Source organism: Clostridium sp. AM22-11AC (assembly GCF_003473545.1).
In the GTDB taxonomy this organism is placed as follows: Bacteria; Bacillota; Clostridia; order Lachnospirales; family Lachnospiraceae; genus Enterocloster.
The window spans coordinates 167,590-181,422 of sequence record NZ_QUCM01000002.1 but is presented as its reverse complement, the minus strand read 5'-3'; the positions used below and the strand labels follow the sequence as shown (position 1 = coordinate 181,422).

The window sequence follows — 13,833 nt, the reverse complement described above, 5'->3', positions numbered from 1 at the left end:
TCTTTAATTACTGTTTTTCGTCCTCAATATTTCCAAAATTTTCCTTATTTACATCAAAACGAACCTGAAGTTTTACAGTAAATACGGTTCCGTTAAGATCACTGGCTACACTGATGGTTCCTCCATGCATATCCACGATCTCCTTTGCAATGGCAAGTCCCAGTCCGGTTCCTCCTGTACTGCTGGAGCGGGACTGCTCTACACGGTAAAATTTATTGAAAATAAGAGGAAGCTCGTCTGCCGGGATCACATATCCATAGTTGGTAACAGAAACTGTCACTGTTTCGCTTTCTGCATGGATCTGCACCAGGACCCGCTTTCCATCTGCCCCGTATTTAATGGCATTTCCGATCAGATTGTCAAACAGTCTGGCTAAAAGATTTCCGTCTGCGTTAATAGTCTTGGCAGGCACATTACTCTGCAGATCATAAGACAGACCCTTTTCCACAAAATTAGGATACGCCTCTTCCAAAAGCTGTCCTAACAGCTTCACAATATCAAGCTGTCCCACATGCATGGCGATCTTGCCATAATTTAACTTGGTAAAACCAAACAGATCCTCGATCAGTTTCTCCAGCCTTCTCGACTTTCCATATGCGATCTCTATGTATTTATGCTGCATATCTTCCGGGATCTGACGGTTCCCTGCCAGAAGTTCCAGATAACCGATAATGGAAGTAAGAGGGGTTCGCAGATCATGGGCCACATTAGTGATCAGCTCGTTTTTCGTCCGCTCCGACTCACGCTCTTTTTCCATCAGCTGCTTGATATCCGCTGCCATCCTGTTTAAATTGGCAGCCATACCGGAAAACTCATCATCCCCGATCACATCGATCACTGTATTTAAGTTTCCTTCTGATATATTCTGCACTGCATCAGATATTTTACTGATATAGCGGATATAGGGTTCCTGAAGGATCATAAATGTAATGGAAAACAGCAGGATCCCCAAGATCAGATACAAAAGCACCACCGCTGTATGCTGCTTTTCGATTGCCTGAACCATCAGGACCATTTTTCCCTTGTTTCCCATATACCGTGCCACCATAGACAGGTTTGTAACAAAGAACACTTCTACCAGGCAGGTAATAATGGCGCTGTATATGATGTTCGTGATCACCCTGGTCCGGTAGCGTCTGCTTACATCATTTTTCAATCTTATAACCTACTCCCCACACAGTTGTGATGATCTTATTCTGCCTGGTATCTTCCTTCATTTTTCCTCTTAAGCGACGGATATGTACCATAACTGTATTGTTGGCTTCGTATACTTTTTCGTTCCACACCTTTTCAAAGATCTCATCGGTGCTGAATACCTTTCCAGGATTGGAAGCTAACAGATAAAGGATGTCAAATTCAATGGGTGTTAATTTGATCTCTTCTCCGTCTACGATCACTTTATGATTGTCACGGTTAATGCTCATTCCCTTAATGGTGATCTCATTGTTCACTGTTTCCCTTGCACCGCTGTTTGGATTTAACTGAGTGTAACGGCGCAGCTGGGATTTTACCCTGGCTGTCAGTTCCAATGGGTTAAATGGCTTTGTCACATAGTCATCTGCACCTGTACCAAGTCCTAAGATCTTATCTAAGTCTGTGGATTTAGCACTGAGCATGATAATGGGAATATTGTTTGTCTCCCGGATCTTTCTGCACATCTCCAGTCCGTTCATACCAGGCATCATAATATCTAACAGAACCAGGTGGATATCCTGCTTATCCAGGATACTCAGACCAGCCTCTGCATTTTCAGCTTTAAATACTTTATATCCATCACTGACCAGATAGATCTCGATCAGGTCCGCAATCTCTTTTTCATCATCTACAACAAGAATATTAATATCGGGCATTTGATTGTCCTCCTCTTTGGTTGTTTTTTCCCTTTCATCCCTTTCATTATACCATATACATACGCCTACTTCCTTACTTTTTTCTTGAAAAATTATGGCAAAAAAGGAACTGTGCAGTAAATTTCCCCTGACTGCAGCAGTTCCCTGTTTTTTATTGCTTTTTACTGACTATAACATTCTATTTGCAGAAGGAGATCATCTCACGATCAAATAATAAGGTGCCAAACAGATAACTTCTCCGGCAGCATTTTTTATTTCAAATATAAGGCGGAAAGTTCCTTTTGATGCACATGCATTTGAGATCTTTCCTTCTTCCATTGACACATTCCAGGCATCGGATCTCTGCCAGCCTGTGAGGCCTTCATAGGCAGTTACTGTTATCTGACCTTCCGGAGGCATATTTAATACCTGAACATTAAAAGACTGTCCCTTTCGCCATCCCTCACTGTCTGATATCCTGACACCGGTGATCTTCAGACCGGTTATATCTTTTTGGGCTTTCCTGAAAACAACCATCTGGGGTTCTGTTACTGTTTTCCCCTTTAAAATCCCGCTTTCTGTGAATGGATCTGTCCGGCAAAGCTGCGCTGTAAAATGGTACTCTTTTTCTTCTTCCGGAAACAGGTCAGAAAGTAAAGTAAGTTTCCAGTTGGAATTTTCATTTTGCATATCACCAAGCGGCAGGATAAAACTGTCTTTTCCGCTGGTCCTGTATTCTCTTTTTCCCACTTTTAACCGGGCATCTTCGGGAAGTTCGGTCTCTCCTGTGCCGGTCAGTACCAAAGCGAACGTTTTTTCTTTTTGCGCAATCTCTTCCCGGGGATCTTCTGCTTTGCAGGTTATTATAACCGTTGGATCTTCTGTTTTGCAGGTTACTGTAACTTTTGGTGTTTCCTCTCTCTCCTCGCTTTCTCTTATTTCAAGATCATATGTTTTTCCCGGCACCACCTGCACTTCCAGTTCCATCTGGCAAACTTTCACTTCTTCTGAGCTGTCTGATGCTATGAAACCCAGTTGATATAAACCTTCTTCTGCTTTCTCTTCTGACTCTTCAAAATCTGCCATGAATTGATAGTCCAAAGAGTTATACTCTGTACTTTCCATATCATAACTGTATTCCTCATCACCACTCATACGGGTAAATTTATTCAGGTCAATCCTGCTGACTTTCTCCTGCACCTTGTAATACCAGAAATCTGTTGTGCTTCTCTCTTCTGACCGCTCTGTCATAATGATCGAAGTCCCCACAGGCAATCCTTCTTCCATCCCGTCTTTTTTCCAGACGATCTTCCGGCTGTCATAGTTTCCGGGAATAAAAGAACGCACATTGTAAAATGCTGTAAAAGATGAAGCCTCATCTATAACTGCTTTTTTATTTTTCTCTGTCTCTGCAGATCTTAACTGGTAACAGGAGCCTGGGAGTATTCCAGAGCCGGAAAAACTGACCGGTATCACCTTACAGACCAGCCAGATCCTGCGTTTAAGGGTAACCTGGTCGTTTCCCAGAGTCACATCAATGTACCGCTCTCTTTCACTGTCTGTAAGGGCTTTTGAAAACTCCAGGATCATATTCAGATCTACCGTTTCCTCTTCCTGTATCCACCAGTTTCCGGGACAGCCATCTTCTGTAAGCAGTTCTTTTCCACTGTCATTAATCTCTAAACAAACCCGAAACTGTCCGTTGGCTCTTTCTCCTGTAAAATCCCCGGGATCTTCTTCTGTTAAATAAAGCCCCGGGGAGAGTTCTACCTCTTTTACCCTAAGGCCCTGTAAGTATTCCGGACACCAGTGAAATGCTTCTTTTAAAGAAACTTTTTTCTCTGCATACTCTGTTTCCAGAAGCACTGTAAAAGCATCCTCTTCATAATATGCTCCTGCTGCCCCTGTCTGCGTTTCTGCTGACTCTTTTTCTGCTGCCATTCCCCAAAAAGCCAGCCTTCCACTAATCTCCATAAGAAATACCAGAAAAAACAATCCTCTGCATATTTTATACTTCTTCTGCTTTTTCATAATCTCTTTTCATAGTCTCATATCCCTTTTTCATATTCCCAAGTACATCTTAATCTGCTGCCTCTGCTCTTAGCTGCGTATCCCAGGTATAGTCGGTCTCTGTATCTGTTTTAAAAAAGCGATAAGTCCGGGACGTATAAGGTTTCATCCACAAAGTCAGCTCCCCTGCCTCATACAGATCTTCCGTCCTGGTCTTTACATCCTCAAAAACCGCCTGGGTACTATCCGGTATCAGTCCCTCCGGCCAGGAAATCTTTATATTCCCCTCGTAATCTTTTACAGAAACAATCAGCTGTACACAAAAACTGCCCTGTTGGTCCTCTTTTACACAGAAAATATCGTTTTCCTTTTCCGGTATCACAAAGGTTCCCTTTAATGTTTTTTCAAAAGGAGACAACGACTGTACCTCTATGTCATAAACTCCCGGAGCCATATCCTGAATTACGATACGCTCAGAACTTCCTGCCCCCTGCTGTGGATACAAAATACCTTCTCCGCCTTTTTCTTCCCCATCTTTTCTCACCTGATAAATGTAATGGATGGGCGTATCAGACCATCTGTATCCGTCCTGATCATTGCGAAGTTCTATTGCAAGTGCCTCGGTTTCCGGTGACAGCTGGTATTCATTTCCTTCTTCTGTCAGCCGGTCACTGGTAAAATAAAAAGGAACTGCAGCCATTTCGTAAATATGGGTGCTGCTGTGATGATACCGGGCAAGAACGGGTACTACAAGAGTTGATGCTATAGTTTCTGCCTGTTCCATATGAACCTGTATTTTCACAAGATCCGGAACATCCGCCCATAAAACATCTTTCTTATCTTCCGGCCATATTACTTCCAGTTCATATGCATGGCCCTCTTTTTTTCCTGCTTCAAACCACATATCAGCCGTCTGAAACAGATAATTTTCTGTGACCATTTCTGAAAAACGTCCCAGCTCAGTATTATTTCTTTTTAATACATATGTAAGGGGCAGCGTTCCGGCTGTTGTAACCTGAATGGAATAGTTTTGTCTGGTCTCACTTACATTTCCATTTTTTTCATTTGTCACTGTAAGGGCGTATACCCTGTCTGTTCCCGGCTGCAAATCACCTGTTTTCCCTGCTCTGCTAAAGGGCTGCAGGATCTGTTCCCCATGTTCAAATGCAGCCACTTTTGCGCTTTCCTGCTTATGATCTGCACCGCTGTATCTGGCAAGGGTCTGCAGCCACTGTATCCCTTTTCCAATTTCCGGGATCTTAAACATTACCACACCTTTGATCTGAGACCGTTTAATGGGAATGTCCTCTGTTTCATTGGCATCCCCTTTTGTAATGACCTGATCCCCTTCTGCGGAAATGATCCTGTGTACGATTATGGACTCACCTGACTGGTAGACTACAATGTCCCCGATTTCTGCATCTGCCTTTTTTCTTACTAAAAGCAGAGTTCCTTTTTTTAAAGCAGGTTCCATACTTCCTGAAACAACATTAGCAAAGCCGATACCAAAAGGCATGGGAAAGGGATCTTTTAATACACGTTCTGCACAGATCATGTACATCCCTGTGCCTAATACCAGCCCCAGAATTGTCATTACAAACCTGCGGATCCATTTTTTCATTTATCCATGCCTCTCTGTTCATCGATGCTAAATTTTCCGTTTTTGTCTACCTTCAGTCCTGCCGGTGTCCGGTTGCTTCCGTCTTCTTCCGGCGGGATCACACCCTCTGGTATGTATACCTTCTGCTTTTTATCAATAACCGCCCGGTATGAAGTGTCCGGAAGGAATGTACTTTCTTTTAAAGTCAGCACCAGTTCTATTGCCCGGATCTGTTTTCCCACCCGGATCTTAAACGGACTGTTTTCCCGGAAAACAAATGAAACAGGTTCTTTTTTCTTTCGTTCCAGTTTCCAAACCAGCTGATAAGCGGTACCATCCGGCATAAGAACTTCCCACTTCTGTTTTCCAAAGGGAACTTTTTCCAAAACAAAACGTCCATCCACAGCAATTTTTTCTTCTTTTCCGCTCCATTTCAGAGTTCCGCCTGCTGCTTCTTTTATAAAGCCGGTAACATAGATCCTGCGTCTGAAAAATAAAAGGATGAACCAGAAGAATACACCTGGCAAAAACAGGGTTTTCCATTTGAAAGCCGGGGCAGATCTTTCGCAAACAGCAGCTGTATAACTTTCTTTTATCCAGATATACAGTTTCAGGATCCGTCTATACAGAACATATAATCAGTCTACCTGGTCAGCAGTTAATTCTATGGAGAAGCTGGTTTTTACGGAGGCAAGTATGGTATTATCTGCAGCAGCCAGACCAGTTCCTTCATTCACAGAAATTTTATTGTAGGAATTTGAGTCCTGATCCTTCACCACAACCTTACTTGTCCCTGCGATCAGCGCCCCCAGGATCGTATCCGCACCGTCATCTCCTTCAAACTCCCACTCCCAGGTAATATTGGTACTGGAGAGATTGTTTAATTGATCTGCCAGATCTTCTCCCGGTGCATAGATCTTTGCAGCATCTGTTTCTACTGTATAGATCGTCTGTCCCTGCTCTGCACCGGTTCCTGCACTGCCGGTAACAGGCTGGGAGTCTGCCAGCAGATTAGCAATATTCTGTCCGATCTCACTGAGGCTGTCTTTTGTCTTTGAGCCAGTTACTTTTGCACCGCTGTAAACTACGGGATAGTAATTGGCATCAACATTGGCTGCGTTTTCCAGGGTATAATAATTAACTCCCTGTATATACCCCTTCGCCTTTTCATACGCACCACCTGTCTCCGTATAGTATTCATTCCCCCCATTTGCAAAATCCTCTGCCTTTACATCATGGGCTTCCACCATCACCCCATATTCACCTTTCTTCAGATAAATATTCTGTGTCTTGATGGTTCCGTATACTCTGGTGCTTACTTCCGGGGTTCCGTTTAATGTAATGTGAAGTCCACTGTTAGAATTCCTGGTTCCGGGGGCTATCACATCGGTTCCGGCAGCAGAACTTTTAACCGTAACGGAACTGTCCGTATTGGAGACAATGGTGTTGGAGTCTGCTCCTGCGTAAGCATCCCCATAAAGACTTCCGCTGATCCCCAGATTTACGCCCCATTTTGCTGCCCTTGCGCTGTCCTGGGCTGCATCTGCTGTGGTGTATTTTGCGAATGTTCCGCTGATCATACTGGTGGTTAAAAGAGCTGCGATCATAAGTCCTGATGCTGTACGCATCCTTTTGTTTTTCTTCATACCTGATTTCTCCTTTCACATTCCATGGCATATATTCTGTTTTTTTCATATCGGTTTCTGCGGACTGCATCATACATAACAAACAGAAGGATCGGGAACACAACACAGACCATCATTCCTTTTGACGTCTGCATAAAGACCACTGCATTTCCCAGTCCCTGGATCCGCCTGCGGTATACACCGGCCAGATTTTTTGCCGGCACTACAGCATTGTCCTTTACATTATTGGCATCCCCTTTTGTAACCCATGCCAGACTTCCATTTTCATCTGTTGTAATTGACTCCACTCTGTGGGTGACAATGCTTTTTCCGTTTCCTGCAGGATCAAAAAATGCGATCACATCCCCTGGCCTTACATCCGAGGCAGATTTTGTATGGCAAAAAATCAGGTCCCCTGCCTGAAATTCCGGATACATGGAATCTGTCAGTACCACCATTGGGAAAGTACCTGCAATATTCGGCACCCGCTCCCTGTTTATATGGCTTTTAAACAACAGTGTGCAGTTTATAACTACAACCGGCAGGATCAGGATACACAAAAGCGTCCCCACAAAAGTTCCCATCTTGCTAACCCATTCTTTTTCCACTGCCCTTTCCCTCCTTTAAAAAACAGATATTTTCTGTTACATACCGCTGGTAATCTTCCTTTATTTTTCGTTTGTTTCTGAGCCTGTAGGGAACACGGAGATCTCCTTTTAACAACATTACTTCTCTGATCTGTTCTACGTAATCCAGATTTACGATATAGCCTCTGTGGCAGCGGTAAAAACGTGGATCTTCTCTCAGCTGTTCTTCGATCCTGCCAAGATTTTGGGAACATTTAAACTCCCTTCCGTCTTTTCGCCTGCCATATACCCGGTGCTCCCTGGCTTCAAAATACACCAGTTCATCATAACCGTAATAGCTGTAATCTCCCTGTGTACGGACTGAAAATCTGGGATTTTTTCTTTTGAAAAGCTGGTCTAACCGCTTCACCAGGCGCTCCTTTTTCAAAGGTTTTATCATGTAATCCAGTGCGTTCATTTCATAACTTTCCACAGCGTATTCCCTGTTTGCAGTGAGAAATATAAGAGGGGTTCCATCCTCTTTTTCCCGGATCCGCCGGACTGCTTCAACGCTCCTTTGGCCGTTCATCACAAGATCCAGGATCAGAAGGTCAAAATGTTCCCCCTGAGCCATGTCTTTTTCCAGAAATGTAAGATCTGTATAAGAAGTCACAGAAAATACCCTGTGTGTTTCCTGGAAATACGCTTTTAGGGCATCTTTTAAAAGCGTTAAATGGTCCTCTGCCGTGTCAGCAACTGCTATTTTCCACATAGGCACAGATTCTCCTTTTACATTTTGTAGCTTTGCTTTATTTTGTTTAAACTGGTTGGGATCAAAAAAGACTCCAGATAGAAAAGAAATATTTAAAAAAGATCAAAATAAAAGATACTGGTATCGTACCATAACTATTTTTCTTTGCAACCACTTTTTCCTAAAATGCAGAAATTCTTTCCTAAACAGCAGATTGCAATTAAAAAAGTCAAAAAAAAGAAGGACTGCGTAAACAGCCCTTCTCAGATTAAATTTTATTCATTACTGCTTTCGATCGGCTGGAAGATCCTGGTCACTGCCGGGTCTTTTGACTCCTGGCAGGCCTTTGCCATTTCGATGGCTTCTTCGCAGAACTGATCCTGGGAATTTACAAGGACCTTTCCACGCTTGTCCACTTTCTCGTAGCTTCCATCCGGCTGGAGAAGATGTGCTTTTACATTGTCTTCCAGTTCCAGTTTCAGGATATGGATCACCTTTTCTTTCAGGTTTTCATCTTCTACCGGGAACAGGATCTCCACACGGCGGTCCAAGTTTCTTGGCATCCAGTCTGCACTGCCCATATAAACTTCCGGACTTGCGTCATTAAAGAAATAGAAAATACGGCTGTGTTCCAGGAAATTTCCTACGATGGAGCGCACGGAAATATTTTCGCTAAGACCGGGAACTCCTGCTTTCAGGCAGCAGATACCACGGACGATCAGCTCTATTTTTACCCCTGCACAGGAAGCGTCATAAAGGGCGGAAATGATCTCCTTATCGCAAAGGGAGTTCATTTTTGCCATAATGTGAGCTTCTCTTCCTGCTCTTGCATGCTCTGTCTCACGGTTGATCATGCGCAGGAAACGATGGCGCAGCCATAAAGGAGCTACTGACAGCTTGTTCCATGCTCTTGGCTCTGAATAGCCGGAAAGCATATTAAATACAGCAGTTGCGTCTTCACCGATCTGGGGATCGCAGGTTAAGATACCGCAGTCTGTATACAGTTTTGCAGTGGAGTCATTGTAGTTTCCGGTTCCCAGGTGGACATAACGGCGGATACCGTCTTCTTCCATACGGACAACCAGAGTGATCTTACTGTGGGTCTTTAAGCCCACCAGACCATAGATAACATGGCAGCCAGCTTTCTCTAACATCTTTGCCCAGTTGATATTATTTTCCTCATCAAAACGGGCTTTCAGCTCTACCAGAACAGAAACCTGCTTGCCGTTGTCTGCTGCCTCTGCCAGTGCCGCAATGATCGGTGAATTTCCGCTGACACGGTATAAGGTCTGCTTGATGGCAAGGACTTCCGGATCTCTTGCTGCACTGCGGACAAAATTAACGACCGGGTCAAAGCTCTGGTATGGATGGTGGAGCAGGATATCGCCTTTGCGGATATTGGTGAAAATATTGTCCTCATTCATCAGTTCCGGAACAGGCTGCGGTGTGTATTTCGGAGTCTTTAAATGGTCAAACCCATCAAGACCATACATTTTCATTAAAAAGGTCAGATCCAGTGGTCCGGATATCTGGAAGATATCTTCGGAGCTGATGGAAAGTTCCTTCTTTAAGATCTTTAAAAGCTGTTTATCCACATTGGACTCGATCTCAAGGCGGATGGCTTCGCCCCACTGACGCTTCTTTAACTGCTTCTGGATCTCTTCCAGAAGGTCTACTGCTTCTTCTTCATCTAATGAGAAATCTGCATTTCGCATGATACGGAAAGGATGGGATGCCACAATGTCATAATTTAAGAATAATGACTGCATGTTCCGCTCAATGATCTCCTCTAACAGGATGACCACTCTCTGGGTTTCTCCGTTCTCATCCTTTTCTTCCGGCAGCTCTACAATCCTTGGGATAACAGATGGAACCTGTACCATGGCAAATTCCAGCTCTGCCTCTTTTTCATTCTTCTTTTTCAAAAGAGCGGCAATGTTTAATGTTTTATTGCGGATCAGAGGAAACGGTCTGGATGAGTCAAAGGCCATTGGTGTAAGGACCGGATATACATTTTTGTGGAAATATTCATCTGCAAAAGCAGCCTCATCTTCGGTAAGGTCTTCATGTTCCATGACAATGCGCAGACCATTCTGCTTTAAAGCAGGTACCAGGGAGCGGTTGTAGGTGGAATACTGCAGATCTACCAGCTGGTGAGTCTTTTCACTGATCTTGTCCAGCTGCTCTTTTGCAGTAAGTCCTGCAATATCTTTTTTGGCATATTTCGCATGGACCATGTCTTTTAAAGAAGCTACACGGACCATGTAAAACTCATCCAGATTAGAAGCTGTAATGCTTAAAAATTTCAGGCGGTCAAACAAAGGGGTACTTTTATCTCTTGCTTCGCTTAACACACGGTAGTTAAACTCGATCCAGCTTAGTTCGCGGTTTACATAATCATTTTTCTCAGCCATTTTACACTCTCCTCTTCTGCTTCAGCACAGGACGTATTCCAAATATTTCTTCAAAGAAAGCTGCCTTCTGTTCAAAAGAGGCACTCTCTAAGGCCAGATCACCCTTATAACCGGTAGTGATCACCAGCTGGCCTTCTCTTACTGCCATACGGCAGTCGATCAGCTTTGACTTATGGGTCTTGTCCATAGAGTTGGCAAGACGCAGGATTGCTGTCAGCTTTGCGATCAGAATGGTAATGGCCGTCCGGTCAGATACTCCTGCCAGATCCTGTCCTGCTTCTGTTTCCAGCTGCATCATATCATAATCGAAATCACGGATGTTATAACGCACTACATTGGCAATGATCTCACGCTCTAAATGGCTTAAACCAATGATCTCTGTAGACATGATCAGAGTATAGCCACATTCATTGGAGTTTTTCATGCTGATAAACTTTCCGCAGGCATGAAGGGTAACTGCGATCTGAAGCAGCAGACGTTCTCTGTCCCCTAATCCGTGAAATCTCCTGGTGCTGTCAAAAATATTCATGGCATACTGCTCCAACACCTGATTATGGCTGGCATGACACTTATATTTTTTCGCCATGTTTCTGGCTGCCGCAAGAATATCATTTTCAAAGTTATGGTCAAAGCGGATCAGCTTTTTATCGCTGGCATATTCCGCTGCAATACCATCACATATGCCGATCGCCGGGATCCAGAACATTTCCGCACCTGTTATATCTAAAATCCTTGTATACACAGTTGCTGCCGGAAGAAGAAGGGCTGCATATTCACTGTTTACACCGAAATTTTCCTCAATCTGGTCAATGGTCATCTGGGAGAGTTTATCGTAAAAAGCATGCATGGCAGCTGAGTCTACCCTGTTTTCCCCGCCTTTTATACCCAGACGGCGCATAAGATATAAAATATTGTCACCGATACCGATCAGATTGGTGATCTGGCGGTCTCTTAAGTACATTTTCCGGAATGTGATCAGCTCGTTATCCACGATCTCTTCAATATGAAGTCTGTGGCCGTCCACACTGGCAGGTATTTTGGCTAACTGGCTGCGCAGACGCAGGCTGCCAAGAGGCAGGTTCTGGGTAGCCACCAGAGAGTCTTTATCGAAAAGGGAGATCTGTGCACTGCCAAAACCTACATCCACGATGGCTGTACCCTTCTGGATGATCTGGTTAAACTCACCGCCTTTGGAGGCAACGGCCTTGTAGCTGATAAAGCGCTGTTCCGAGTTGCTGATAATGTGCACTTCCAGCCCTGTGCGCACCCGGATCTGGTCCAGGATGATCCGGCTGTTTTTCGCTTCACGCATGGCAGTAGTGGCATAGGCACGATAGTCCTTGACCCGGTACATTTTCATGGTTTCCGTAAATTTTTCCAATACCCGGCACATTTCATCTACCAGGTCATAACTTATTTTCCCTTCACTGAAGGTATCGCTTCCCAAAGCGATCACATGACGGATATGCTCAACATTTCTTATCCCTGTTTTATCTGAGATCTCATAGATCCCTAACTCCAGTGCAAAGGAACCTACATCGATCGCTGCAAACATCCTAACTGCCACTTTTTTCCTCCTTACGAGAGAACTGTAATGTTCTTTTAAAAAATTCCCCAAAACGGGGAATTTGAAAATAGTTCTATTTTATACATCTGTATACAGTATTCTACCTCAATTTAACCTGCCTTACCCTCATATGGGAGTAAAGGCTTTGTAAATTTTATGTAAAATCGCATAACTACACCCATTCTTACTTTCTGCCTAACAGATGAGTAATAAACTGGGAAGCAGTACGTCCGGACAGTCCGCCGTGGCTGATTTCCCACTTGTTTGCCTCTAAAAGCAGTTCTTCTTCCGGCATATCCAGATGGTATTTTTCTGCCAGAGCCTTTACAATGCCCTGGAACTGGAACTTGTCCGGAGAACCATAGTAGATGGTCACACCGAAACGGGCTGCTAAAGACAGCTTCTCCTGAACGGTATCATTGTTGTGCAGATCATCATCTAATTCTCTCTTGTCAGAGAATTTCTCACGGATCAGATGACGGCGGTTGGAGGTTGCATAAATAAGCACATTCTTCGGACGTTTTCCAAGTCCGCCCTCTAAGATCGCTTTCAGATATTTATATTCCAGCTCATACTCTTCAAAAGAAAGGTCATCCATATAGATAATAAACTTGTAGTTACGGTCTTTGATCTGCTCTAAGACTTCAGAAAGTGCCTTAAACTGATGCTTGTACACTTCAATCATACGCAGTCCCTGACCATAATATTCATTGAGGATGGCTTTTACGCTGGAAGATTTTCCGGTTCCCGCATCTCCAAAGAGCAGGACATTATTTGCTTCTTTTCCGCTGATAAAGGCTTCTGTATTCTCGATCAGTTTCTTTTTCTGCATTTCATATCCTACAATGTCTTTAAAGTAAATATGCTCTACATTGATGATCGGATCAATGATCACTTTGTGTTCTTCTTCTTTTTCGATAATGCGGAATGCCTTGTTTAAACCAAATTTTCCAACACCATATTCGCCGTAAAATGCAGCCATATGGCTCTGGAATTCATTTTCATCTTCTGACTGCTCTAAAAGGACTGCCAGATCTACGATGCGGTCACGGATCCGTCTGTTAAATACACGGCTCTCCTGTCTGGATGGGCGATAGTGGGCAATTTCTTTCCACATAGCTGCCGGTTCCAGTGTTTCCAGATCATAATCAAATAATGCCTTAAAAATGCGGTAATCATTTTTTGCCAGCATATCCAGGGTGCCTCCCGCATTTCCGCGGATCTCGCAGGTGGTAGTGTAGGCATTTTCATTGTCTGCAAGGCAGAGCGCTAAGAAGCAGTGCCATAAATTGCCCTCAAAACCATATTCTACTGCCAGTTCCACCAGTTCTCCTGCACAGGCAAACGGGTCTGCTTTCTGTCCTTCTTTTCCCAGTCCCATAAGGCCTGCCATATCCTCAAAAAGATCTTCATGTTTTAAATTTCTATAGATCACAAGTTCACTGATATTCATGTTTCTGTCCTCTTTCTG

The 13,833-nt window shown here is 43.8% G+C and carries 11 protein-coding genes; all 11 read right to left on the bottom strand.

The features are described 5' to 3' along the window. Positions 1–7: 7 nt before the first annotated feature. The 11 genes from DW251_RS03520 to DW251_RS03470 all read right to left on the bottom strand — a co-directional run bounded on the left by DW251_RS03520 (position 8) and on the right by DW251_RS03470 (position 13,815). The gene (locus tag DW251_RS03520) at positions 8–1,156 is read right to left on the bottom strand and encodes a HAMP domain-containing sensor histidine kinase (protein WP_021870416.1); all 1,149 of its coding nucleotides are present in this window, start codon (positions 1,154–1,156) and stop codon (positions 8–10) included. Further along, positions 1,146–1,850 (bottom strand): response regulator transcription factor, encoded by a 705-nt coding sequence (locus tag DW251_RS03515; protein WP_021870415.1) that lies wholly within the window; start codon positions 1,848–1,850, stop codon positions 1,146–1,148. Before DW251_RS03515 ends, DW251_RS03520 begins: the two co-directional genes overlap by 11 nt. A gap of 195 nt (positions 1,851–2,045) precedes the next feature. Then, positions 2,046–3,860: a hypothetical protein gene (locus DW251_RS03510; RefSeq protein ID WP_118300247.1), complete on the bottom strand. Its 1,815-nt coding sequence runs from the start codon at positions 3,858–3,860 to the stop codon at positions 2,046–2,048. 49 nt (positions 3,861–3,909) lie between these two features. Then, positions 3,910–5,460: a signal peptidase I gene (locus tag DW251_RS03505; protein WP_021870413.1), complete on the bottom strand. Its 1,551-nt coding sequence runs from the start codon at positions 5,458–5,460 to the stop codon at positions 3,910–3,912. Further along, a complete protein-coding gene (locus tag DW251_RS03500; RefSeq protein ID WP_118300246.1) occupies positions 5,457–5,966 on the bottom strand; it encodes a hypothetical protein in 510 nt (169 codons plus the stop codon). The genes DW251_RS03505 and DW251_RS03500 overlap by 4 nt, the downstream gene beginning before the upstream one ends. A 111-nt stretch (positions 5,967–6,077) precedes the next feature. After that, positions 6,078–7,085: a hypothetical protein gene (locus DW251_RS03495; RefSeq protein WP_118300245.1), complete on the bottom strand. Its 1,008-nt coding sequence runs from the start codon at positions 7,083–7,085 to the stop codon at positions 6,078–6,080. Next, complete coding sequence (locus DW251_RS03490) at positions 7,082–7,672, bottom strand: signal peptidase I (protein WP_021870410.1); 591 nt, start codon at positions 7,670–7,672, stop codon at positions 7,082–7,084. The genes DW251_RS03495 and DW251_RS03490 overlap by 4 nt, the downstream gene beginning before the upstream one ends. Then, positions 7,653–8,402, bottom strand: coding sequence for a LytTR family DNA-binding domain-containing protein (locus DW251_RS03485; RefSeq protein ID WP_021870409.1), 750 nt, complete (start codon positions 8,400–8,402; stop codon positions 7,653–7,655). Before DW251_RS03485 ends, DW251_RS03490 begins: the two co-directional genes overlap by 20 nt. 254 nt (positions 8,403–8,656) lie before the next feature. After that, the gene (locus DW251_RS03480) at positions 8,657–10,795 is read right to left on the bottom strand and encodes an RNA degradosome polyphosphate kinase (protein WP_021870408.1); all 2,139 of its coding nucleotides are present in this window, start codon (positions 10,793–10,795) and stop codon (positions 8,657–8,659) included. Position 10,796: 1 nt separating this feature from the next. Further along, complete coding sequence (locus DW251_RS03475) at positions 10,797–12,362, bottom strand: hypothetical protein (protein ID WP_021870407.1); 1,566 nt, start codon at positions 12,360–12,362, stop codon at positions 10,797–10,799. Between the two features lie 184 nt (positions 12,363–12,546). Beyond that, a complete protein-coding gene (locus tag DW251_RS03470) occupies positions 12,547–13,815 on the bottom strand; it encodes an ATP-binding protein (RefSeq protein WP_021870406.1) in 1,269 nt (422 codons plus the stop codon). Positions 13,816–13,833 lie beyond the last annotated feature (18 nt).